The sequence below is a fragment of the Maritimibacter sp. DP1N21-5 genome, from assembly GCF_019218295.1.
GTDB lineage: Bacteria > Pseudomonadota > Alphaproteobacteria > Rhodobacterales > Rhodobacteraceae > Maritimibacter.
Map to the genome: position 1 here is coordinate 50,631 of NZ_JAHUZF010000004.1, position 22,971 is coordinate 73,601.

15 protein-coding genes are annotated in these 22,971 nt (G+C 66.1%); 9 read left to right on the forward strand and 6 right to left on the reverse strand.

Annotated elements, in window-relative coordinates; genetic code table 11:
- Positions 1–50 precede the first annotated feature (50 nt).
- The 7 genes from gpmI to rpe all read left to right on the forward strand — a co-directional run bounded on the left by gpmI (position 51) and on the right by rpe (position 8,976).
- Entirely contained in the window at positions 51–1,571 is a 1,521-nt protein-coding gene (gene gpmI / locus KJP29_RS04680; protein ID WP_218462415.1) for a 2,3-bisphosphoglycerate-independent phosphoglycerate mutase, read from the forward strand.
- On the forward strand, positions 1,568–2,704 hold the full coding sequence (locus KJP29_RS04685; protein WP_218462416.1) for a peptidase M23: 1,137 nt from the start codon (positions 1,568–1,570) through the stop codon (positions 2,702–2,704). The genes gpmI and KJP29_RS04685 overlap by 4 nt, the downstream gene beginning before the upstream one ends.
- 48 nt (positions 2,705–2,752) lie before the next feature.
- Positions 2,753–4,084 (forward strand): S41 family peptidase, encoded by a 1,332-nt coding sequence (locus KJP29_RS04690; RefSeq protein ID WP_218462417.1) that lies wholly within the window; start codon positions 2,753–2,755, stop codon positions 4,082–4,084.
- 7 nt (positions 4,085–4,091) lie between these two features.
- Positions 4,092–4,589, forward strand: a complete 498-nt coding sequence (locus tag KJP29_RS04695) for an RNA pyrophosphohydrolase (protein ID WP_218462418.1) — start codon at positions 4,092–4,094, stop codon at positions 4,587–4,589.
- Positions 4,589–5,053, forward strand: coding sequence for a hypothetical protein (locus KJP29_RS04700; protein ID WP_218462419.1), 465 nt, complete (start codon positions 4,589–4,591; stop codon positions 5,051–5,053). The genes KJP29_RS04695 and KJP29_RS04700 overlap by 1 nt, the downstream gene beginning before the upstream one ends.
- Positions 5,054–5,317: 264 nt before the next feature.
- Positions 5,318–8,203 carry an error-prone DNA polymerase gene (locus tag KJP29_RS04705; protein ID WP_218462420.1) on the forward strand — a complete coding sequence of 962 codons (2,886 nt, stop codon included), beginning with the start codon at positions 5,318–5,320 and terminating at the stop codon, positions 8,201–8,203.
- A gap of 92 nt (positions 8,204–8,295) precedes the next feature.
- Positions 8,296–8,976, forward strand: coding sequence for a ribulose-phosphate 3-epimerase (rpe, locus tag KJP29_RS04710; protein ID WP_218462421.1), 681 nt, complete (start codon positions 8,296–8,298; stop codon positions 8,974–8,976).
- Here the strand turns inward: rpe and KJP29_RS04715 are convergent.
- The 4 genes from KJP29_RS04715 to KJP29_RS04730 form a co-directional block, all read right to left on the reverse strand.
- Positions 8,967–10,142 (reverse strand): lytic murein transglycosylase, encoded by a 1,176-nt coding sequence (locus KJP29_RS04715; protein WP_218462422.1) that lies wholly within the window; start codon positions 10,140–10,142, stop codon positions 8,967–8,969. The two genes, rpe and KJP29_RS04715, sit on opposite strands and share 10 nt — an antisense overlap.
- Before the next feature lie 49 nt (positions 10,143–10,191).
- Complete coding sequence (rnr, locus tag KJP29_RS04720) at positions 10,192–12,447, reverse strand: ribonuclease R (RefSeq protein WP_218462423.1); 2,256 nt, start codon at positions 12,445–12,447, stop codon at positions 10,192–10,194.
- A gap of 12 nt (positions 12,448–12,459) precedes the next feature.
- Positions 12,460–13,056 carry a TIGR04282 family arsenosugar biosynthesis glycosyltransferase gene (locus KJP29_RS04725; RefSeq protein ID WP_218462424.1) on the reverse strand — a complete coding sequence of 199 codons (597 nt, stop codon included), beginning with the start codon at positions 13,054–13,056 and terminating at the stop codon, positions 12,460–12,462.
- 163 nt (positions 13,057–13,219) lie between these two features.
- Positions 13,220–13,855: a ribonuclease T2 gene (locus KJP29_RS04730; protein ID WP_218462425.1), complete on the reverse strand. Its 636-nt coding sequence runs from the start codon at positions 13,853–13,855 to the stop codon at positions 13,220–13,222.
- Between the two features lie 135 nt (positions 13,856–13,990).
- On the opposite strand from KJP29_RS04730, the gene KJP29_RS04735 reads away from it, so the two are divergent.
- Both KJP29_RS04735 and KJP29_RS04740 read left to right on the forward strand, forming a co-directional pair.
- Positions 13,991–14,740 (forward strand): DUF1013 domain-containing protein, encoded by a 750-nt coding sequence (locus KJP29_RS04735; RefSeq protein WP_218462426.1) that lies wholly within the window; start codon positions 13,991–13,993, stop codon positions 14,738–14,740.
- 136 nt (positions 14,741–14,876) lie between these two features.
- Positions 14,877–15,440 (forward strand): DUF4453 domain-containing protein, encoded by a 564-nt coding sequence (locus KJP29_RS04740; protein WP_218462427.1) that lies wholly within the window; start codon positions 14,877–14,879, stop codon positions 15,438–15,440.
- Between the two features lie 3 nt (positions 15,441–15,443).
- On the opposite strand, the gene pbpC is transcribed toward KJP29_RS04740, so the two are convergent.
- Together pbpC and KJP29_RS04750 are read right to left on the reverse strand one after the other, a co-directional pair.
- Positions 15,444–17,483 carry a penicillin-binding protein 1C gene (gene pbpC / locus KJP29_RS04745; RefSeq protein WP_218462428.1) on the reverse strand — a complete coding sequence of 680 codons (2,040 nt, stop codon included), beginning with the start codon at positions 17,481–17,483 and terminating at the stop codon, positions 15,444–15,446.
- Entirely contained in the window at positions 17,480–22,912 is a 5,433-nt protein-coding gene (locus KJP29_RS04750; protein WP_218462429.1) for an alpha-2-macroglobulin family protein, read from the reverse strand. Before KJP29_RS04750 ends, pbpC begins: the two co-directional genes overlap by 4 nt.
- Positions 22,913–22,971 lie beyond the last annotated feature (59 nt).

Here is a 22,971-nt window from a genome sequence, read left to right on the forward strand (position 1 = left end):
ATCCTCCGCCCCCCGTCTACAAATCTCCCCAAGGCAAGAACGAGGCGCATATGACCATCCCGAAACCCGTCGTCCTTTGTATTCTCGATGGCTGGGGCCTGCGCGTGGAAAGCTCGGGCAACGCGGTGGCGCTCGCCGAAACGCCCGCCTTCGACGAGTTGATGATGGTCTGCCCGAATGCCACGCTCGTGACCCACGGCAATGACGTGGGCCTGCCCAAGGGACAGATGGGCAATTCCGAGGTGGGTCATACCAACATCGGTGCTGGTCGCGTGGTGGCGATGGACCTCGGCCAGATCGACCTTGCCATCGAAGACCGCAGCTTTTTCCAGAACCCGGCGCTGATGGCCTTCATCGACGATCTGAAGACCTCGGGCGGGACCGCGCATCTGATGGGGCTCGTCTCTCCGGGCGGTGTGCATTCGCATCAGGACCACATGGTCGCCGCCGCGCGCGCGCTTCATGATGCGGGTCTCGCGGTCACGGTGCATGTCATCACCGACGGGCGCGACGTGGCACCCAGTTCGGCGGCCGCTCAGGTGGCGCAGTTTCTGGCGGACCTGCCGGAGGGCGTGACAGTTGGTTCGGTCACGGGCCGCTATTTCGCGATGGACCGCGACAACCGTTGGGAACGCGTGAGCAGGGCCTACGACGCGGCGGTCAAGGGGATGGGCGAGACGGCCGGCTCCGCGCTGGACGCCATCGCGAGCGCCTATGCTCGCGGCGAGACGGACGAGTTCATCCAGCCGACCGCGATCGACGGCTACACCGGCATGCACGACGGCGACGGGCTTTTCTTCCTCAACTTCCGCGCCGACCGCGCCCGCGAGATCCTGCGCGCCATTGGCGAACCGGGCTTCGCCGAGTTCGATGCAGGCCTGCGCCCCAAGCTCGCCGCGCGCCTCGGCATGGTCGATTACTCGACGCGACACAATGAGTATATGACCACCTGTTTCCCCAAGCAGGAAATCGTGAACACGCTCGGCGAATGGGTGGCCAAGAAGGGGCTGCGCCAGTTCCGGCTGGCCGAGACCGAGAAATACCCCCATGTCACCTTCTTCCTGAACGGCGGAAAGGAAGAACCGGAAGCGGGGGAGCAGCGCTACATGGCGCCCTCGCCGAAAGTCGCGACCTATGACCTCCAGCCGGAGATGTCGGCGCCGGAAGTTGGCCGGGAACTGGTGCGTGCGATCCACGAGAAATACGACCTCATCGTCGTGAACTTCGCGAACCCCGACATGGTCGGTCACACCGGCGATCTGGACGCCGCCATTGCCGCCGTCGAGGCGGTCGATGAACAGGTGCTCGAAGCAATGATCGCGCTCAAGGAAGAAGGCGGCGCGATGATCGTCTGCGCTGACCACGGCAATTGCGAGATGATGGTCGATCCAGAAACCGGCGGGCCGCATACCGCGCATACGACGAACCCGGTGCCGGTGGCGCTCTTCAACGGGCCAGAGGGGGCGGGCATCAGGTCCGGTCGCCTTGCCGACCTCGCGCCGAGCCTTCTTGACCTCATGGGGATCGCGCCCCCCGCCGAAATGACGGGCGAAAGCCTGATCGTCCGGTGAAGTCCTTCGTCCTCGCCCTCTCGCTGCTGATCGCTGGGCCGGTGGCGGCTCAGACCGATCCGACGATGAGCGCGCAGGAGGCTATCGAGCTTCTGGAAGACGCCCGCGCGGCACTGGAGAACGCCGATAAGGCGGGCGACCGGGTCGAGGCACTGACCCAGACCGTGCAGGCCTATGAGGCGGGGCTTGCCGCGCTGCGGGAAGGGCTGCGGCAGGCACGGGTGCGCGAAGCGGCGATTCAGGGCGTCTTTCTGGCCGAGAATGACCGACTTGCCCAGCTTCTGGGCGTGCTTCAGGCGATCGAGGCAAGCCCCGAGCCGCATCTCCTTCTTCACCCCGAAGGGCCGCTCGGCACGGCAAGGACCGGGATGATCCTGTCCGAAGTGACGCCGGCGTTGAACCGCGAGGCGTTGCGCCTGCGCTCTGCGCTTCAGGAAGTCGCGCTTCTGCGCGCGCTTCAGGAAGCCGCGGTCTCTACCCTGGAGGACGGGCTGGCGGGGGTGCAAGAGGCGCGGACGGAACTGTCGCAGGCGGTGTCTAATCGCACCGATCTTCCGAAGCGGTTCCTCACCGATGAAGAGGCGATGGAAAACCTTGTCGCCACCGCCGATACGCTCGAAAGTTTCGCCTCGGGTCTCATGACCGCGACGGTCGAGGATACGAGTGTTTCCATCGCCCAGCCTGATTTCCAGGAGGCGCAGGGGGCGCTTGAACTGCCCGTGCTCGGTCGCATCATCCGGCGCTATGGCGATACCGATGCTGCGGGCGTGACCCGCCCCGGCTGGGTCATCGCGACCCGGCCCCTGACCCTCGTCACAACGCCCTGGGCCGCGACGATCCGCTATCTCGGGCCGCTGCTCGACTATGGACAGGTCGCGATCCTCGAGCCGGGCGAGGACTATCTTCTCGTGCTCGCCGGGCTTGGACAGCTCTTTGGCGAGGTGGGCGAAGTCCTGCCGCAGGGGGCACCGATCGGCCTCATGGGCGGCGCCGCGCCAAGCGACCCTCAAGCGTTCTTGATTTCAAGTGCGGACGGGAGTGGTGCAGAAGCATCCGAGACCCTGTATCTGGAGTTGCGCCATATGGGCGACCCTGTTGACCCGGGGGATTGGTTCGTGGGACCAGAGGGATGACGACCGGGGCACCGGCCATTTCGGATAGGACGAAAGAGTAGAGACCTCATGAAGAAATTCCTGATCGCCGCCATCGGCGGAACACTGGCCGGGGCGGTTCTGACGACGCAGGTGGCCGGCCCGCTTCTGGCGCAGGACGGCGAACGCAACAGCACCGTCTATGAACAGCTCGACCTTTTCGGTGACGTCTTCGAACGCATTCGCGCGCAGTACGTGGAAGACGTCGATGAAAGCGAGCTCATCGAAGCGGCGATCAACGGGATGTTGTCCTCGCTCGATCCGCATTCGAGTTATCTGCCCCCCGACGACGCCGACGCCATGCGCGTGCAGACGCGCGGGTCCTTTGGCGGTCTTGGCATCGAGGTGACGCAGGAAGAGGGTTTCGTGAAAGTCGTCTCGCCGATGGATGGGACACCCGCCGATCAGGCCGGTGTGCTTGCAGGCGATTTCATCACCCATGTGGATGGCGAAAGCGTTTTGGGCCTCACGCTTGACGAGGCGGTGGAATTGATGCGCGGGCCGATCGGGTCTGAGATCCTGATCACCGTAGTGCGCGAAGGCATCGAGGAACCCTTCGACATCTCGATTATCCGCGACACCATCAAACTCACCGCCGCCACCGTGCGGCAGGTGGGCGACTCGGTCGTGATCCGCGTCACCACCTTCAATGACCAGACCTATCCCAACGTGGAAGAAGGCTTCCGTACCGTGGTCGAGGAAATGGGTGGCCTCGCGAATGTCGAGGGCGTCGTTCTCGACCTGCGCAACAACCCCGGCGGTCTGCTGACCCAGGCGATCCGGCTCTCCGACGCGTTCCTCGAAGGCGGCGAGATCGTATCGACCCGTGGCCGCAACCCGGAGGAAAGCGACCGCGTGAATGCCGAGCCCGGCGACATCACCGAAGGCAAACCGATGGTCGTGCTGATCAACGGCGGCTCCGCCTCGGCGTCGGAAATCGTGTCCGGTGCGCTTCAGGATCACCACCGCGCCGTGGTCGTGGGGACGAAATCCTTCGGCAAGGGGTCGGTGCAGACCGTCATGCCGCTTCGGGGTGACGGCGCGATGCGCCTGACCACCGCGCGCTATTACACGCCGTCGGGCCGGTCGATTCAGGCGCTGGGCGTGAGCCCCGACATCGTCGTGGAACAGCCGCAACCCAATCCCATCGAGGAAGAGGAAGAGGACACCAGCCGTCCCGCCCGCACCGAGGCTGACCTGCGCGGGTCGCTCAACAACGACAGCCTGACCGAGGACGAGATTCGCCAGATCGAGGAAGAACGTCTGAAGGCCGAGGAAACCGCCCAGATGCGCGACGAGGATTTCCAGCTGTCCTATGCCGTGGACCTGATCCACGGCTTGTCCAAGCTTGGCACCGAGTAAGCGTCACATGACGCCGGAAGACATCGAGGCCCTTCCCTATCGGCCCTGCGTGGGGGTCGTCCTCGCCAATGCCGAGGGGAAGGTTTTCGCGGGTCAGCGTATCGATGCCAAGTCGCTTGGCACCGATGCGACGGCCTGGCAGATGCCGCAGGGCGGGGTGGACGAGGGCGAAGATCCTCGCGACGCCGCGCTGCGCGAATTGTGGGAGGAAACCGGGGTGACGGCCGACCTTGTCGAGGTCGAGGCCGAGCATCCCGACTGGTTGCCCTATGACCTGCCGCACGACATCGTGCCCAGGATCTGGAAAGGGCGCTACCGGGGCCAGAAACAGCGCTGGTTCCTCCTGCGGTTCAAGGGGACGGATGGGGATGTGAACATCGCAACCGAACACCCGGAGTTTGACCAATGGTGCTGGATCGACCCTGCCGAAATCATAGAGAAGATTGTGCCTTTCAAGCGCGACATCTACCGCGCCGTGCTGGCGGAGTTCTCCGACCGGCTGTGATGGCGCTGGCCGCACTGGCCTTGCCGGGGCAGGCGCTGGCCTTGTCTTGCCTGCCCTACCCGCCGACCGTCGCCTATGAAACGGCGGATGCGTCGGAGAAGGTCTATTCCGTCGTGCGCGGGTCCTTCACCTTTGACGCCGAAGGCGCGCCTTCGGGCTATGACGAGGCTGCGCCCGAAGACGACTGGCTCACGAATGGCCATATCACCGGGAACCTGCTTACGCCCGAGGGGTACACGACGCCGGTGGATGCCGAGGTGGTCGTGGTCATCTCCTGTGTCGGGCCGTGGTGCCCGACGCTGGCGCAAGACGAGGACGCCCTGATGTTCGTGCGGCAGGAGGCCGACGGTAAAGCACTTTATCTGGACGTGGGTGCCTGTGCGTCGAACGTGTTCACGGGTGTCGATGAAGCGGCCTTCGAGGATATGAAGGCCTGCATGGCCGGGGAGTGTCCGGGGGAGTGACTGCTATGCTAGGTGCGAGCCGCGCGAGCGCCTGCCCGGGGGATGGCGCTCCGACGGTCGAGTGGTGCGCTTTTTGGTGCCACATACATCTTCGCTCTGAGTTCGGTGCTGACCGTTGCAAAGCGCCAGCCTGCGGGCAGGCGCTTGCGCGGCGGCCTGCGGCCTTGATTCCGCGCGGTGGTGGCGACCTCAGCGTTTGAAACTAGAGGTTCCTCCTCCCCGACTCCACATGAGAACAAAAGGTGAATATACTCCCGACTCACCATGTTCGCGGAGCTTTGCATAACGTCCAACTTCACCTTCCTCACGGGTGGCTCGCACCCCGAGGAATACGTGGAACGGGCCGCGCTTACGGGAATGAGCGCCCTCGCGGTGGCCGATGTGAATTCGGTCGCCGGGATCGTGCGCGCCTTTACCCAGGCCAAGACCATCGCGCGCCAGATCGCGGACCGGGACCGGCAGGAGGTCGCGCTTGGACCCATCGGTCCGCCCGCGCCCGCGCATCTGCCCAAACCGCCTTCTGCCGACATCCGCAACGTGCCCCGGCTGCTGCCTGCCGCGACGCTCGTCACCACCGACGGTCTGCGGGTGACGGTGCTGCCCCGGACGCGGGCGGGCTGGGGGCGTCTGTCGCGGGTCATCTCGACCGGGCGGCTTCGGGCGGAAAAGGGGGACTGCCTGCTCCATACCGGGGATCTCGCGGGGGCACTCGAGGACTGCGTGCTCCTGCTCCATCCGGGCACCGCACCTAAATGGGAAGCCAATGCGCGCCGCCTGATCCGGGCGCAGGAGCGCGACATCTACCTCGTCATGGCCCCAGCCTATGATGGGCAGGACCGGGCGCGTTTTGCCCGGCTCACCCGGCAGGCGCGGACCCTTGGTATCCCCACCGTCGCCGCCGCCGCGCCGATCATGCACCACGCCCGCCGCCGCCGGATCACCGACGTGCTGACCGCCGTCCGGCTGGGGGTGCGGATCGAGGCGCTGGGGCGCAACGCGCAGGTCAACGCCGAACGCCGTCTGCGCACCGAGGCCGAGATGCTGCGACTTTATCCGGGCTACGAGGATGCCGTGCACCGGGCGGGCGAGATTGCGGACAGTCTGCGCTTTCAACTGGACGAACTGCGCTACGAATATCCCTCGGAAATTTCGGGCGACGAAACCCCCGCCGCCCGGCTTGAACGGCTGGCGCGGGCCGGGCTGCGCGACCGCTATCCGGCAGGGGCACCGGAGCGGGTAACGAAGATGCTGGAGCATGAACTCGCGCTCATCGCCAAGCTGAAATACGAGCCCTATTTCCTGACCGTGAACGACATCGTCGCCTTCGCTCGGTCGCGAAACATCCTGTGTCAGGGGCGCGGCTCGGCGGCCAATTCCGTGGTCTGCTATGCGCTGGGCGTGACGAGTGTCTCGCCCGAGATCGGCACGATGGTCTTCGAGCGTTTCGTGTCGGAAGCCCGCGACGAGCCGCCCGACATCGACGTGGATTTCGAACACGAGCGGCGCGAGGAGGTCATCCAGCACATCTATCAGCGGTATGGTCGCCACCGCGCGGGGCTTTGCGCCACCGTGATCCACTACCGCGGCAAGCGCGCCATTCGCGAGGTCGGGCGCGTGATGGGTCTGTCTGAGGACACGATTGCCTCCATGTCCTCGCAGGTCTGGGGCTGGGGCGGATCGGGGATGCGCACCGAACGGCTGCGCGAGATCGGGCTTGATCCGACTGACCCGAAGCTCGGTCAGGTGCTCGACCTCGTGGACGAGATACAGGGCTTTCCCCGGCATCTGTCCCAGCACGTGGGGGGGTTCATCATCACCGAGGGGCGGCTTGATGAACTCGTCCCCATCGAGAACGCGACGATGGAGGATCGCACGGTGATCTGCTGGGACAAAGACGACATCGACTCGCTCGGGATTTTGAAGGTCGATGTCCTTGCGCTCGGGATGCTGACCTGTATCCGCAAGGCGTTCGACCTGATGGGCCGGCATCTTGGCCTCGACTATGGCCTCGCGACGCTCCCGCCCGAGGACCAAGGGGTCTATGACATGCTGTGCCGGGCCGACAGTCTGGGCGTGTTCCAGGTCGAAAGCCGGGCGCAGATGAACTTTCTCCCCCGGATGAAACCGCGCACGTTCTACGACCTCGTTATTCAGGTCGCGATCATCCGGCCGGGGCCGATCCAAGGCGACATGGTGCATCCCTTTATCCGGCGCAGGAATGGTGAAGAAGCAGTCGCGTTTCCCTCCGACGAACTGGGCACTGTGCTGGCGAAAACGCTGGGCGTGCCGCTGTTTCAGGAACAGGCCATGCAGATCGCCATCGTCGGCGCGGGGTTTTCGCCGGAAGAGGCCGACCAGTTGCGTCGGGCGCTCGCCACGTTCAAGAAGCACGGCAACGTGTCGGATTTCCGCACCCGGTTCCTGAGGGGCATGCGCCAGAATGGCTATGACCTCGACTTCGCCGAGCGCTGTTTTTCCCAGATCGAAGGCTTCGGCTCCTACGGCTTTCCCGAAAGCCATGCGGCGAGCTTCGCGCTCCTCGTCTATGCCTCCGCCTGGATCAAATGCCATCACCCGGCGGTCTTCGCCTGTGCGCTTTTGAATTCGCAACCCATGGGCTTCTACGCCCCTGCCCAGATCGTGCGCGATGCTCGCGAACACGGGGTCGAGGTGCGCCCGCTGTGCATCAACGCGAGCTACTGGGACAACGTGCTCGAGCACGACGGGCGCGGCGGGCTCGCGCTGCGGCTGGGGTTCCGGCAGATGAAGGGGATGACCGAGGACGAGGCGGGCTGGATCACCGGGGCGCGGGGCAACGGATATACCTGTGTCGAGGATGTCTGGCGCCGGGCCGGGACCGCGCCCCGGCTGCTCGCCCGTCTGGCCGAGGCGGATGCCTTTGCCGGGCTGCGTCTGTCGCGGCGCGAGGCGCTCTGGCAGGCGCGCGCGATCACCGGGGACGAGCCGCTGCCGCTCTTTTCCGGTGACCTGGACGGCGAGGGGATCTTCGAGCCCGCCGTGGTGCTGCCCGAGATGACCGAGGGCGAGGAGGTGGTGGAGGATTACGCGGCGCTGCGGCTGACGCTGCGGTCGCATCCCATCGCGCTGATCCGGCATCTCCTCACGCCCGGCCTGAGCGCGGGCGGCTGAGGCCGGAATTTGAGTACTTGGGGAAAGATGAAAGGTGGAAGCGGGGGCGGTCTGGCGCTAAGAGGCAGGCAACGCTTATCCGGGAGCCTGCCATGAGTTTCGACCGCACCACCATCAAGATCGCCCCTTCGATCCTCTCCGCCGATTTCGCCAATTTCGGGGCCGAGATCCGCGCGATCGAGGAACAGGGCGCCGACTGGGTCCATGTGGACGTGATGGACGGGCACTTCGTGCCCAACCTGACCTTCGGCCCGCCCGCGGTGAAAGCCTTCCGCCCGCATGTGAAGACGGTGATGGACGTGCACCTCATGATCTCGCCGGTCGATGCCTATATCGACGCCTACGCCGAGGCCGGGGCCGATGTCCTGACCGCCCATGTGGAGGCCGGACCCCATATCCACCGGACGCTTCAGGCGATCCGGGGGGCGGGGATGAAGGCCGGGGTGGCACTCAATCCCGGCACGCCCGCCGAGGCGATCCGCCATGTGCTCGACATGGCCGATCTCGTCTGCGTGATGACGGTGAACCCCGGGTTCGGCGGGCAGAAGTTCATCGACATGACCGAAAAGGTCCGCACCCTGCGCCAGATGATCGGTGACCGCCCCGTGCATATCGAGATCGACGGCGGGGTCGATCCGATCACCGCGCCGCTCGTGGTCGAGGCGGGGGCCGATGTGCTCGTCGCCGGCTCGGCGGTCTTCAAGGGCGGCTCGGTCGACACGCCCGAGGTCTATGGCCAGAACATGAAGGCGATCCGCGCCAGCTACGCCTGACCCTCCGCGCGTTCGCCGCGCAGACGTTCGAGCAGGGCATTCGACACATGGCCATCGGGGACGAGCCCCCGGGCGCGCTGATACGCGCGCACCGCGCGGTCCGTGCCGGGTCCTTCCGTGCCGTCCAGTTCCTGCGTCGCGTAGCCGAGCGCATTGAGGTGGATCTGGACTTCCCGCAGGTCGTCGGGTCCGGGCACGTGGCTGTCGTCCGGCCATGATCCGCGAAACGGCTTGCCGCCCCCGATCCGGTCGGCAAGGTGGCCGATGGCGATCGCGTAGTTTCGCGACCGGTTGTAGCGCAGAAGCACGTGGTAATTGCGCAGGACCATCAGCGCGACGCGGCCCGCGCCGGCGGGCAGCAGCACCGAGGCGCCGCCATAGTCGGGAATGCGCGCCCCATCGGCGGTCGAAAGCCCGCAGGATTCCCAGGTGGCGGTCGGAAAGCTCTGCTCGGTGCCGGTCACGGCATGGTCGAAATCGGGCGGGAGCGTCAGTTCATAGCCCCAGGGCTGGCCGCGCCGCCAACCATGCTTGGCGAGGAAATGCGCGATCGTGGCCAGCGCATCTGCAGGATCGTCGGACCAGACGTCGACCCGTCCCTTACCCGAGAGGGTGCGACCGAAGTCGAGAAAGGTCGAGGGCAGAATATTGCCGTGGCCCATTCCGCCGGACCAGTTCCCCCGCATGTCCCGCGCGGTGACATGGCCCGACTGAACGATGCGCAGCGCCGCGATCAGTTCCTCTTCGTGCACGGACCGTCGTTTGCCGCCATAGGCAAGGCTCGCATGGCTCGACAGGACGGAAAGCTCGCCGCGCGCCGCGCCGAAGCCGGTCTCGAGCCCCCAGATCGCAGCGATGACCTCGGGGTCCACGCCGAAGAGCCGTTCGACCTCGACCAGGAGGGACCGGTGCCTGCGAATGGAAAGACGACCGTTCTTGATCCGCTCGGGACTGGCCGCGACATCGAGGTATTCCCAGATTGGGAGAAGCCGGTGCGGGTTCTGGTCCTGCAGGTCGATCACGTCAGGCAGAAGGCACGCGTCCTTCATGGCGCCGTCATAGACCGACGCCCGGATCATGCGAGCGAGGGCCCGTTCGCGCATGGTCGTCTCGACCCAGGTCCGAAAGTCCGTTCCGCCTTCGGGTGAGGGAGCCGCGTCCTCCATCTTCGTTCTCCCGGCCCTCTGCCTCGCTCCTCCTGCGAACCGGCAGGGGCTAGCGTCTGGTGCGATGAACCTTCTTGCGGGCTTTCGCCGCCTGTTTCGATGCTCTCGCAGGTTTGCGTTTCATACCCTCGCGCCCGGCCCCGCGCGGCGACGTCTTGACAGGGTTTCCGGCAACTTCGAGCAACTGGAACATGAGGCCCCCGGTCACCGGAACCGCTTCGGCGAGCCGCACGAGCACGGGCTGTCCCACCGTCAGTCTCAGCCCGGAACGTTCGCCCGTCAGCGCCTGTTCCCGATCGTCGAAGCGGAAGTATTCGTTCCCGATGGTGGAAATCGGGATAAGCCCGTCCGCGCCGGTTTCGTCCAGCCGCACGAAGGCCCCGAAGCGCTGGATGCCGGCAATCTTGCCGGTCATCTCGTCGCCGACCCGTTCGGACAGGAAGGCGGCGAGGTAGCGGTCGGTGGTGTCGCGCTCGGCCTCCATCGACCGGCGCTCGGTCTGGCTGATGTGGGTGGCGGTGGCTTCCAACTGGTCGATGTCCTCTGGCGACAGGCCATCGTCGCCCCAGCCATGTGCGGTGATCAGCGCCCGGTGGACGATCAGGTCCGAATAGCGGCGGATCGGCGAGGTGAAATGGGCGTAATGGGTCAGCGCCAGGCCGAAGTGCCCGAAGTTCTGGGGGTGATAATAGGCCTGCGTCATCGACCGCAGCGTCGACATGTTGATCAACTCGTCAAACTCGCTGCCTTCCGCCTGGGACAGCAGGCGGTTCAGATGCGCGGTCTTGAGCACCTGGCCCTTGGCGAGGGTGAAGCCCGAGGCCTGCGCCACCTCGCGCAGGGCTTCCATTTTCTCGGGCGTCGGTTCCTCGTGGACGCGGTAAAGGAGCGGGCGATTCAAGCGCTCCAGCTCCTCGGCCGCTGCGACATTGGCGAGGACCATCATTTCTTCGATGAGCCGGTGAGCATCGAGACGTTCGGCGAAGCGGACACTCTCCACCTGTCCATCCTCGGTCAACACGATCTTGCGCTCGGGTAGGTCGAGGTCGAGTGGTTGCCGGTAGGCCCGCGCCCGCCGCAGCGCGTGATAGGCGCCGTAGAGGGGCGTGATGACCTCGTTCAAAAGCGGTGCGGTCTTGTCATTGGGCGCGCCGTCCTGCGCGGCCTGCACCTCCTGATAGGCGAGGGAGGCGCGGGACTTCATCAGCCCCCGGATGAAGCTGTGCGAGAGCTTGCGCCCGTCGGCGTCGATCACCATCCGCGTCGCAATGACCGCGCGAGGCACGCCTTCGTGAAGAGAACAGAGGTCGCCGGACAGGCGATCGGGGAGCATCGGCACGACCCGGTCGGGGAAATAGCTCGAGTTGCCGCGCTTGCGCGCCTCTGCATCGAGCGCGGAGCCGGGGGTGACGTAATGGGCGACATCGGCGATGGCGACCCAGATCACGAAGCCGCCCGGGTTGTTCGGGTTGTCGTCGGGATGGGCAAGAACGGCATCGTCGCGATCCCGCGCGTCATGCGGGTCGATGGTGATGAGCGGCAGGTGGCGCAGGTCCTCGCGGCCGTCGAGCTCGGCGGGCGTCTGCGCGTCGGCCTCGTCGAGGACCGCATCGGGGAAGTCGTCCGGGATACCGTGCTGGTGAATCGCGATGAGCGAGACCGCCTTCGCGGCCGAAGGATCACCCAGACGTGCGACGACCCTGGCCTTGGGAAGCCCCAGCCGACCCTTGGGCCCGACCTGCTGCGCCTCGACCAGCTCGCCGTCCCTGGCACCTTCCTCTGCGCCGGCGGGAACCATCCATTCCTTGTCGGCACCCTTGTCGATGGGAGTGATGCGCCCGCCTTCGTGGCCCTTGCGGTAGATCCCCAGAATGGTCTTGGCATGTTGACCGATCTTGCGGATCAGGCGGGCGGTATAGTCGTAATCCTCGCCTGCCTCTTCCGTCATCCGGCACAGGATGCGGTCGCCCTTGGCCAGTCCCGGGTCGCCCTTCTTCGCGATGAAAAGGATGCGTGGCGGCGTGCCCTCGCCCTGCCATTCCAGCGCCCGGGCCATCACGTCGCCGTCGGGCGAGATTTCGGAGACTTCGAGCATCGCGACCGGCGGCAGCTTGTCGGGGTCGCGGTAGGTCTTGGTCCGCTTCTGCAGCTGCCCGTCCGCCTCCAGCTCGCGCAGGATGCGTTTGAGGTCGATCCGTTCCGCGCCCTTGATGCCAAATGCCTTGGCGATGTCGCGTTTCGAGGTCTGGGTCGGGTTGTCGGAAATCCAGGCGAGGATTTCGTCCTTCGTGGGGATGCGTGCCATGGAATTGGCGTATCACGCGCGCTGTGTCGCGTCAGTGGGAAAAATGGTGGCCAGATCGGCGACGGTATCGACATCGTCGAGCGTCGGCAGAAACGTGGCGGAGGGGAGAGTGACGAGCGTATCGGCCAAGGCGTGCTCCGTGGACCAGCGGACCTTCGCGAAGAGGTTCGCCGGGATGCGCCGCCGCGTGTCGAGGCCGATGGCCCAGAAGCCGCCGTCGGAGGCGGGCCCGATCACCGCGCGGTGCCGAGCAAGGGCCCGAAACGCGTCGGACAGGATCGGCCGCGTGATCCCGGGAATGTCCGTGCCGATGATGAGGACCGGTCCGCGCGGCAGGCGCCGGAACACCCGCGCCATCCGGTCGCCAAGGTCGCCGGGGCCTTGGGGCAGGCGGGGGAGGCCGGGCAGGAGCGGCGCGGCGACGGCCGAATCGGGCGCGACCGCAAGCATCATGGTCCAATGCGCGGAAGTGAGGTTGCGGGATATGTCGTGCAGGCGTTGCCGGGTCCAATACGCTGCCGGGAGGGCACCTATGTCAGCGGCCAGCCGGGTCTTCACCCGGCCGGGTCTCGGCTCCTTGGTCATAACGACGAGGCGGGGCCGCGACATCTCCATGTCTGGCCTGTGGGGTGCCGGTCAGGGATTCCGGGATTCTAGAATTCTAGAATCCCGGAATCCGGAAACGTCAGTTTTCACAGTAGCTTGGCCTTTCCTGATTAAGGGCAAAGGTTTATCCCCCGGTGAAATTCCCGGTCCCGCAAGGCAGCGTGGATCAGCGGATCGGCTCGATCAGCGCCTTGGTGAGCGTGCAGTCGCGCACGGTATCGGCCGCGCAGTCCCGGGGTTCGAGATCCCGTGTCAGGCACAGCCGCGCTTCCTGGATATGTCCGTCGGTGCAGGACACGGTCAGCATGTCGGGCGTCCACTTCGGGTTCGCCTTGAGAAAGGCCTCCTCGATCAGTGAGGCCGGCACCGAGAAGGTTCTGTCGATCTTTTCGAGCACCTCGGGCTGGTTGACCCGGCCGAACGCCTCCCGCGCCAGCGCGTAGTATTCCGTTGCGGGCAATCCGGCGCAGACCCCGTGCTTCTTCCACTGATACCACGCCGCCCCGCCCGCGCCAAAGACATCGGACTGCGCCGCAGTCATCTGCCGAGACGGCGCGCGTTCGCCGGTCAGGCAGTAGGAGGGCCAGCCGTCTTCATACTGCGGCCAGAGCCCGTGCACGACCCAGCCAAGCCGCTTGTCGCATTGCTCGCTGTCGCGGGCCTCGCCGGTGAGCTTGCACCAGTTGGGCGACCAGCTCATCGCCAGAATGTAGTAATCGAAGTCCCCGGCACGTTCGCCCTCGGCCCGGGCCACCCCTGCGCAGAGCGCCGCCGCCAGCAGCGGAATGATCAGCCAACGCATTCACTCTTTCCTCATCGCTTTGCCTGCACTATATAGCGCCCAAGTTTCCCTACAACGGTGACCCAGCCCGAAACGGGCGCCCCTTCCGGGGAACGGGAGAGCCGTATCCAAAGGCCCGATCAAAGGAGATCCATCATGGACAAACCGCTCATGGCCAAAGCCACCGCCGTCTGGCTGGTGGACAACACGACGATCAGCTTCAAGCAGATCGCCGATTTCTGCGGGCTGCACGAACTTGAAGTGCAGGGGATCGCCGATGGCGAGGTCGCGCAGGGCGTCAAAGGCTTCGACCCGATCGCCAACAACCAGCTCACGCAGGACGAGATCGAGAAGGCGGAAGCCAGCGCGACGCACAAACTCAAGCTCAAGTTCAACGCGGCCGCCGTGGGCGAGGAAAAGCGCCGTGGCCCGCGCTACACCCCCCTGTCCAAGCGTCAGGATCGCCCCAACTCGATTCTCTGGCTGGTGAAGTTCCACCCGGAACTGTCTGATGGCCAGATCGCCAAACTCGTCGGCACCACAAAGCCCACGATCCAGTCGATCCGTGAACGCACCCACTGGAACATCCAGTCGATGGAACCCATCGACCCGGTGGCCCTGGGCCTGTGCAAACAGACCGAACTTGACGCCGCCGTGCAGAAGGCCAACGCCAAACGCGCTGCCGAAGGTGCCGCCATGTCGGACGACGAGCGCCGCAAGCTCCTGTCGACCGAGCAGAGCCTTGGCATGGACCCGGAAGAAACCCGAATGCCGACCGCGATCGAGGGGCTCGAGACCTTCACGCTTGGTGGCGGGGTCGAAAAGAAAGAAGAGCCTGTGGACGCCGACAGCTTCTTCAACCTGCCCGACTCGGATGATGACGAGGATGACGACGACGACCGCTGATCGTCACGCCGCATAATTGTGCACAGATCCCAGTGAACCCCGGCCCCCGCGCCGGGGTTTTGCTTGTCCGGGTCATTTGGGTTTGTGATGCGGCGTGCGCGGGATAGGCTCGATACATTCATTTCAGGAGAGTCTCATGCGCATTCTGCTTGCCCTTCCCCTCACGCTCATCGGCCTGCCGGCCGCCGCCTATGACATTTGCCACGAGGCGTGGTTTCTCAGGAACCTCAACTTCGACCGCGCCGGCTATTGCTTCGGCTCCGCTCTGGGACAGGCGGTCTTCGACAACACCGGCTGCGTCGGGACCGCCGTCACGCTCGGTGCCGAGGCGCAGCGTCATGTGGCGGCGGTCAAGGAGTTCGAGGACTGGTTCGGCTGCAACGTGAACACCGCGCAGACCCGGCTCGACCTGCCCTATGCCAATATGCTGCGGCGGCTGGAAAGCCTGCCGGTGCCCACGGATACGGGGTCGGGTTGCATGGGCTACCATGGCGCGGAGTTCGATGTTTACGCCGGGCCCAGGATGACTGCGCCGGTCCTCGCGCGGGTGAAACAAGGCTACAATATCACTTGGGAATACACCCATGTCTCGGTCGAAGGCTGGGGCATCGTGGCGATCAGCGACGATCGGGGACTGATCGCCATCGGCTGGTCGAGCACGCCGGTGCGCGATCCCGACTGCGACCTCGTCGCCGGCTGACCGCTAGCGCAATTCCACCTGCGCCCGGGCGGCGGACCCCTTCGCGTCGATCACCGACAGGGTGAGATGCCCCGGCCCCGCGAGGTCGAGAGTGGCTTCGCGTGGATGGAGCCCGACCACAAGGGGCGCGCCGTTGGCTAGAACGGTAAAGGGCGGCACCCCGTCACGAATCTTGAGCGCGAGGGGGGCACCGGAAAGCTCCACCATCGCGCCGTCCGGCGGAAAGGCCAGGGCGACCGATCCCGGTGCCGGCCCGAAGACCGCGTCGCGCGGCTGGAACCTTTGGAGCGGCAGGGGAAGTGCCCCATGGGATAGCAGGAGCGCGCCCGGTGGCGGCGGCAGAGGTTCGATCCGCGTCGTGACCCGTGAGAAGGCTTCGAAGAGGATCGGCGCGGCGACATCGGCGCCAAAGGCACCGGGCACCGGGGTTCCGTCGGGGCGGCCCAGCCAGACCGTGACGACATGGCGCCCGTCGAAGCCGACCGCCCATGTGTCGCGGTGGCCATAGGAGGTGCCGGTCTTGTAGGCCAGATGCACCCGCGCGGCGTTGGGCGGGGGCGGAACCGTCGACAGGATATGCCCGACCTGCCAGGCCGCTTCGGGTGAAACGACCCGACGCGGCACCGGGCGCGGGCTGTCGGGACGGTGGACAAGCCCCCCGCCTGAGCCACCATTCGCGAGAGTCGCATAGAGCGCGGTCAGCCCCTCGGGCGTGACACCGATGCCGCCGAGCGCGATGGCGAGCCCCGGAGCGCCGCCCGGAAGCCTTGGATCGGTCCCGGCCTGTCGGAGCGCGGTGAAGAGCCGCGCGGGCCCAACCTCGGAGGTGAGCGCCACGACCGGAATGTTGAGCGAGAGGCGCAGCGCCTCGGCGACGGTGACCTCGCCGCGATACTGCCCGTCGAAGTTCTCGGGCGCATAACTTCCGAACCGCACCGGGCTGTCTTCGATCAGGGTTTCCGGGTGAGCGAGCCCGTCGTCGAAGGCCATGGCATAGATCAGCGGCTTCAGGGTCGATCCGGGCGAGCGATGCGCGGTCGTCATGTCCACATATCCGGCCCGCTCGGCCTCGTATCCGGCGGAGCCCACGCTCGCCAGGATCTCGCCGGTGGCATGGTCGGCGACGACGATGGCGATGGACAGGCGCGCCGAGCCTTGGTCGCCCACGGCCCGCGCGGCCAGCGTTTCGAGCCGCGCCTGAAGGTCCGCGTCGAGCGTGGTGACGAACCCGCCGGGACCCGGCCCCTCTGCCCGCATGCGGTCGGCCAGATGGGGCGCGAGGGCCGGCAGCGGCTGGCGGTTGCGGGGCAGGGGGTCGGCGCGTGCTACCTCGGCCAGTTCGGGGGACAGAACGCCTGCCGCGAGCCCCCGCGTGATGACACGTTCGCGGGCAATCCGGGCGGCTTCCGGGTGCCGATCTGGACGACGGTTTTCCGGCGATTGGGGCAGGGCCACGAGCAGCGCGGCCTCTGCCGGGGTCAACCTCACAGGCTCCTTGCCGAACCACGTCCGCGTGGCTGCGCGCAGCCCCTCGGTGTTCCCGCCATAGGGCGCGCGGTCATAGTAAAGGGCGAGGATTTCCTCCTTGGAGAGCGCGCGCTCCAGTGCCAGAGCCAGCCGCGTCTGACGCAGCTTGCCCGCGAGAGTGCCGGTCGGCCCGTCCTCCAGCAGCCTCGCAACCTGCATGGTCAGGGTCGAGGCGCCCGAGACGACCTCGCCGTGGCGCAATGCCTGTGCCACGGCTCGGGAGCCCGCAACGAAGTCGACACCCTTGTGGCGGTAGAAACGCTTGTCTTCATAGGCCACCAGCAGTTCGGAGAACATCGGGTCGACCCGGGCGTCTTTGATTCCCAGCCGCCAGCGCCCATCCGCCACCGTATAGGCACGCAGGAGGCGCCCGTCGCGGTCCAGCACCTCGGTCGAGGTTTCGACCGTGAGCGGCGGAAGCACCGTGTCATCGACCCAACGGTCGAAGGCGTCGCGCCCCGCCGCTCCGGCCCAGAGCACCGCGGTGAGCGCGAAGCCTGTCCAGAGCCACTTCACTGGATCACCACGGTCCCGGTAGCCCCGGTCGCGCGGTAATTCGGGCGATACATGTCCTCGACCGAGGGCGCGGGATGATGGAACTCGCCCGGCGTCACCGCGCGCACGATATAGGCGAGCCGGATCGGCGCGCTGGAGCGCCAGTCGACGGCGGTCAGGAAGCGTTCCTGCCGGAACTCGCTCGTCTCCACCTCTTCCGTCAGGTCGAGCCAGTCGAGCGCACCGATGTCACCGGCGCGCAGGAGGTTCGGGTTGTCGATCTCGAACCCGGCCGGCAGTGGATCGTCGACCATCAGCCGTCCCTCCGTATCGCCATCGGGCGTGACCGTGATCAGGGTGACAAGCCGCTCGCCCTGGGTCACGCGCGACACGTCGGCGGGCGCGCCTTCCATGGTGAAATACTGCCGTTCGATGACGAATCCATTGGCGGTCGGCGGCTCGGGCAGGACAGGCACCCCGAAAGTGGTGATCGTCAGGTCCACAGGAGCATCGCCCTCGTTGGAGAGCTGCCATGGTTGGGACAGGCTGACGGGGTTCATCACCTCGACCAGCGGGCCGGTCATGGGATTTCCGTTCAGCGACAGCCCGGCGTTCGCCCCTTGGCCCAGCATGGCGTTGGCCGCGAGAAGCGACCATGTCGCCTCCTGCGTGGACCATCGGCCATCGTTGGCGGCGATGCGCGTCACGAGCGTGCCCTGATCCACCGCCTCGCTCCCGGCTTCGAGCGCGAGGGTCAGGACCGCAGCGGCATCGCGCAGGTTGGTGCCGTAGTCGGCGCGCCAGAGCTGGCCTTCGGGTTCCTGTTCGAGCACCATCCGGTTGGCTTGCGCGAACATCCGGTCGGCACGTGTCGGATCGCCATAGGCAGCGAGCGCCGCGCCGATCTGGGCCGCGCCCATCGGGGTTGTGAAGGCCGCGGGTTTCACGTCCGCGAAATAGCGCAGGTCGCCCATATTGGCCGCGCCTTCGCGGGCGAGGACATAGAGCGCATAGGCAATGTCTTCGCCGCCTTCTTCGAAGTCCGGGTAGTAGTTCACCTGATTGCGCAGGTTATCCATCGCGGCCCGGAAGGCGGTGTCGGGAATCGCGTAACCCTGTGCCTTGGCGCGCGACAGGAAGTCCGACACGAAGGCGTCGAGCCAGAGGTCGCCGCTGTCCGGTCGCCACAATCCGAAGCTCCCCGACGAGGACTGGTTGGCGAGCACCTCGGCAATCGCGCCCTGAATGCGGGCCGGGAGGTCTTCGCGGTCGGCAAGCCCCATCGCCTCGGCCACGCCGCCCATGTAAAGAAGCGGCAGCGCGCGGCTGGTCTGTTGCTCGGTGCAGCCATAGGGATATTCGTCGAGACGGGCGAGAAGCCCCGCCGCATCGACCTTGGCGATGGGTCCGGCGGCGAGCGTGGCGCGGGCCGAGCCGGAGCGCAGGTTGTCGAAGATGTCGTCCGATAGCGTGAAAGTATCGCCCGCTGCCAGTTCGATCCGGGCGGTTCGCGCGATTTCGGGGTCGTTCGACTGCACCGGGATCGTCAGTGTCTTGGTCAGGCGTTTGCCACCCGGCGTCGTGACCTCCAGCGCGATCTGGTAGAGCCCTTCCGAGAGCGCCCCGATGGGCACCTCGAGACGTCGGGTTTCACCCTCGCCAAGCGTCACGGTCCGCGCGGCGTCCCCCCCCATCTGAAGCCCGCCTGCGGTTGCTTGGATCGAGACCTCGCCCACGGGACCGTCGGCATGGGTCAGTTCCAGAAGCATCCGCGCGGTATCGCCGGGCGCCATGAACCGCGGGACCGAGGCGGTCAGGACCACGGGGTCGCGGACCAGAACGTCCTCGCCCGCTTCGCCGACGCCCGTCTCCGACCACGCGACGGCCATCAACCGGACCGAGCCGTTGAACTCGGGCAGATCGACGGTGACGGTCGCCACGTCGTCGATCACCTCGACCGGGCCGAAGAACTGGGCCATCAGCTCTTCCGTCGGGGGCGGCGCTTGCATGCGCATTTCGGCCGAGGCGTCGCCGCCCGAGCGGATCTGACCCATGTCTCCCGTCATCCCGTCGATGAGCCGGCCATAGATATCGCGGATCTCCATCCCGAGGCGTTTCTGACCGAAGTAATGGTCCGTGGGCTCCGGATCCTCGAAAGCGGTGAGGTTGAGGATGCCCTGATCTATCGCGGCGAGCGTGACATAGGCCGTGTCGCCATCCTCCACGCCCTCCACGCGCACCGAGACCTCCATCGGTCCGCGCGGCTGGGCCGCTTCCGGTGCGTCGATGATGACCGACAGGCGATGGTTGCCGGGATCGACGAGCGCATGGGCCAGTCCCATTGCGCGCGCCGGGTTGCGCCCCTGCGTCTCGTCCAGAGGCTGCACGAGCGAGGCGGTGACATAGGCACCGGCACCCCAGTCGTCGGTCACAGGAATCTCGACCTCGACGGGCTCGGTGCCCACTTCAACCGGGATCATGTCGATCAGACGGTTGGACACCACAGTGACGAGCGCCGTCCCGGCCATGCGCGGTTCGATCCGAAGCCGCGCCGTGTCGCCGGGGCGATAGCTTTGCGCGTCGAGCGACATGTCAAGCATATCCGGGGTCTGCGACACGTCGGCAGGGACATACCAGCCTGCATAGAATGCGAGGGAGGAGGCCAGATAGCTGCCGTCCGTCCGGGTCACGACAAGCTCGTAGTTGCCCCAGTCGACCGGGGCCTCCATGGCGACGGGATCGGGGCCAAGGGTGACGGAGCCGCTGTCGACTGCGCTGCGTGTCGTCACGGGTTCCCAGTCCCAGTAACCGTCCTGATTATACCATTGGTAGCGGGTCGTGACTCGGTTGAGCGTCCAGGTTGCTTCCATCGCCTTGGGCTCGAGCGTGGGGGACAGGCCGATCAGTTCGAACCGGGCGGTGGTGCTTTCGGGGACCTCGTCCTCGAAGAGCGGCCTGATCCCGATCAGGTCGCTTTCCGGCGTGACGGGCGCATCAATGCTGCGTTCCACCGGGCGACCCGAGCCTTCCTTCACGCGCAGGATGACCTCGGCCTCGAGGGGGCGTCCATTCGCCTCGACCTCGGGGAAGTCGACGGACACACTCGCGCGCCCCTCGACGTCGGTGCGCCCGTTCGCGAGCGCGCCATAGACCGGACGCTGCCGTTCATCCGAGATACCGAAACGGTAACCGGGGAAGGCGGCGAGCGTGGTCACGGGGGTCAGCCTGACGTCGCCTTCGAAGGCGAGATCCGCGCCCGGCGCGCCGAACAGATAGCGGGCTTCCACGGTCAGATCGGGGCTGTCGGTCAGGGCAATGGGGCCGTCCGGCAAAGCCAAGTCGAAGTCGATGCGTTCGGGGAGGAAATCCTCGACGAGCAGCGTGGAGGAGGCGAGCGCGGGCGCGTCCGGATCGGCGTGCACGTCGAGCCGCCAGGTCCCGCGCGGCGCATTGCCGGCGATGGGCAGGTGGAACACATGCCCGCCCGCGACGCTGCCCTCTGACAGATTGCGCGCATATTCGACCCCGTCGGGCCGTGTTAAGATGGCGGTGATCGGCAGGCCCTCGATGGCTTCGGAGAGGCCGTCACGGGTCAACACCGTGGCGTTCACCACTTCCCCCGCGCGGTAGGCTCCGCGATCCGTGGTCAGGAACACGTCGATGGGCGGCGCGGCCGGATGGCCCTCGACCCCGCGGTCGGACAGGTCGAAGGCCGGATCGGTCAACGACAGGAAGGCCATGTCGTCCTCCCCCGCCCGAAGCACCACGAGGCCGGGAGCCGAGGATCCGAGCCCGGCCACCTGCGCCTGCGGGAAATGGGCATAACCTTCCGCGTCAGTGGTCGTCGTGCCGATCACGCTGTTTGCGACGGACAGAAGCTCCACCTCGACGCCGTCCATCGGGCCGGCACTGGTCAGCGACCGGGTGAAGACATGAAGCCCGTCCGCCCCGGTCATCGTCGTCACGCCGATATCGGAGATCACGAACCACTGGACAGCTGGCGGGCTGTCGTATTCGTCTTCGCCGGGAACTGCGGCCTTGAGCGCGTAGATGCCCGCGGGCTGGTTCTCGATCGCCTCGCCGATGGGAAGCCGGGTCGTCACGTCCTCATTGATCGTGCGCCCCACGGTTGCCGTGCCGGTCCAGACCTCTTCGGCCATTTCGGATTTGAAATACTCGGTGCTCCAGTAATCCAGCGAACGGTTGAAGAAATCGTTCTGCATGGTGCGCAGGAGGTTGCGGTCGCTGATACGAAAGAGCGTCAGATCGAGCGTTTCGGCATTGACCGATACGATCGGCAAACCGGCATCTTCGGTGCGGGGTAGCACATAGGCACGGGCCGGGAAATGCACGCCGGGCGACCGGTCGCGCACATACTGCGTGATTTCTACAGGACTGCGCAGGGTTTCGCGGTCAGCCGACGGAAGGCCCGCGCGCAGGGTGAAGGTGTAGCGACCGCCGTGTTCTACACCAGCGATGCAAAGCTGGCGGTTGGTGGCCTCGACGGAAATCCCGGCCACGTCCGATTGCACGAAATCGGCGTAGTTCGTGCCGCTTTCGGCCAACTCCTCGGTGAAGGTGACGCAGATCGACGGTTGCGCGTTGTCGGCGTTGACCGTGGTCTGTTCGACCCGGAAACCGTAAAGCCCGATGGCGCGGTCGAGCGCGCGCGCCGTGTCGTCGCGCGGCGACAGATCCTGTGCGAGCCGCAGGGCGTCGATCATGTCGCGGCCCCGGTCGCTGTCTTCCAGAATGTCGGCCAGGAGGATCAGGGCATTGGCGCGAGTTGCGGGGGATTCGAGCCGGACATAGGCGGCGATGGCCGCGCTCTTCGCCGTGGCGCGGTAGCTGCGGGCGTCATTGCCATCGGATTGAAGCCCGGCCACCGCCATGGTGAGGCGGGAATATTCGAGCCAATCCTCGCCCGCGTCGCTGACCACGGTGGCCGCCCCCATGTAGCGCATCGCCTGTCCGGGGTTACCATCCCGCTCGCTTTCATAGGCGGTCTGCCTGAGCTCCCCGGCGCTCCAACCGCCGGCGACGAATTCGTCCGGGATCGACCCGGCAAGATCGGCGGCCCGGGACAGATCGGAGCCATAGAGGAAGCCGGTCAACTCGGCCTCCCGCGCGCGGGCGTTTGCACGGATCGCGTCCGGCACCGTGAAGACCTCGCCGGAAAAGGCTCCGGCATAGTCCGACTGGTCGGTGACCCCAGATTTCAGAAAACAGGAGGCATTTCGCGTGTTGTAGGTGAAGGCCGCGCAGGCCGTGTTGCCCAGACAGGCGGATTCGCAGGTGTCGAGCGTGGTGTCGAAGAGACTGCGCAGGTCCTGACCGAAGAAATCCACATCGCGGTGCAGGACATAACGCCGTTCCGGCACCGTTTCCTGCGCGGCGGCAATTCCCGCCAAGTTAATGAAAATCATGCCCAAAATAATGGTGAACCGCATGGGTCTGTCCTCCTGCTTGGTCGCATGCTCGCATGAGGGTGAAAGGCCCGCAACGATTC

Coding starts and splice junctions, on each gene's coding strand:
- gpmI (WP_218462415.1), top strand. CDS start 51: ATGACCATCCCGAAACCCGTCGTCCTTTGTATTCTCGATGGCTGGGGC.
- KJP29_RS04740 (WP_218462427.1), top strand. CDS start 14,877: ATGCGCATTCTGCTTGCCCTTCCCCTCACGCTCATCGGCCTGCCGGCC.
- KJP29_RS04735 (WP_218462426.1), top strand. CDS start 13,991: ATGGACAAACCGCTCATGGCCAAAGCCACCGCCGTCTGGCTGGTGGAC.
- KJP29_RS04730 (WP_218462425.1), bottom strand. CDS start 13,855: ATGCGTTGGCTGATCATTCCGCTGCTGGCGGCGGCGCTCTGCGCAGGG.
- KJP29_RS04750 (WP_218462429.1), bottom strand. CDS start 22,912: ATGCGGTTCACCATTATTTTGGGCATGATTTTCATTAACTTGGCGGGA.
- rnr (WP_218462423.1), bottom strand. CDS start 12,447: ATGGCACGCATCCCCACGAAGGACGAAATCCTCGCCTGGATTTCCGAC.
- KJP29_RS04690 (WP_218462417.1), top strand. CDS start 2,753: ATGAAGAAATTCCTGATCGCCGCCATCGGCGGAACACTGGCCGGGGCG.
- KJP29_RS04725 (WP_218462424.1), bottom strand. CDS start 13,056: ATGTCGCGGCCCCGCCTCGTCGTTATGACCAAGGAGCCGAGACCCGGC.
- KJP29_RS04715 (WP_218462422.1), bottom strand. CDS start 10,142: ATGGAGGACGCGGCTCCCTCACCCGAAGGCGGAACGGACTTTCGGACC.
- rpe (WP_218462421.1), top strand. CDS start 8,296: ATGAGTTTCGACCGCACCACCATCAAGATCGCCCCTTCGATCCTCTCC.
- KJP29_RS04705 (WP_218462420.1), top strand. CDS start 5,318: ATGTTCGCGGAGCTTTGCATAACGTCCAACTTCACCTTCCTCACGGGT.
- KJP29_RS04700 (WP_218462419.1), top strand. CDS start 4,589: ATGGCGCTGGCCGCACTGGCCTTGCCGGGGCAGGCGCTGGCCTTGTCT.
- KJP29_RS04695 (WP_218462418.1), top strand. CDS start 4,092: ATGACGCCGGAAGACATCGAGGCCCTTCCCTATCGGCCCTGCGTGGGG.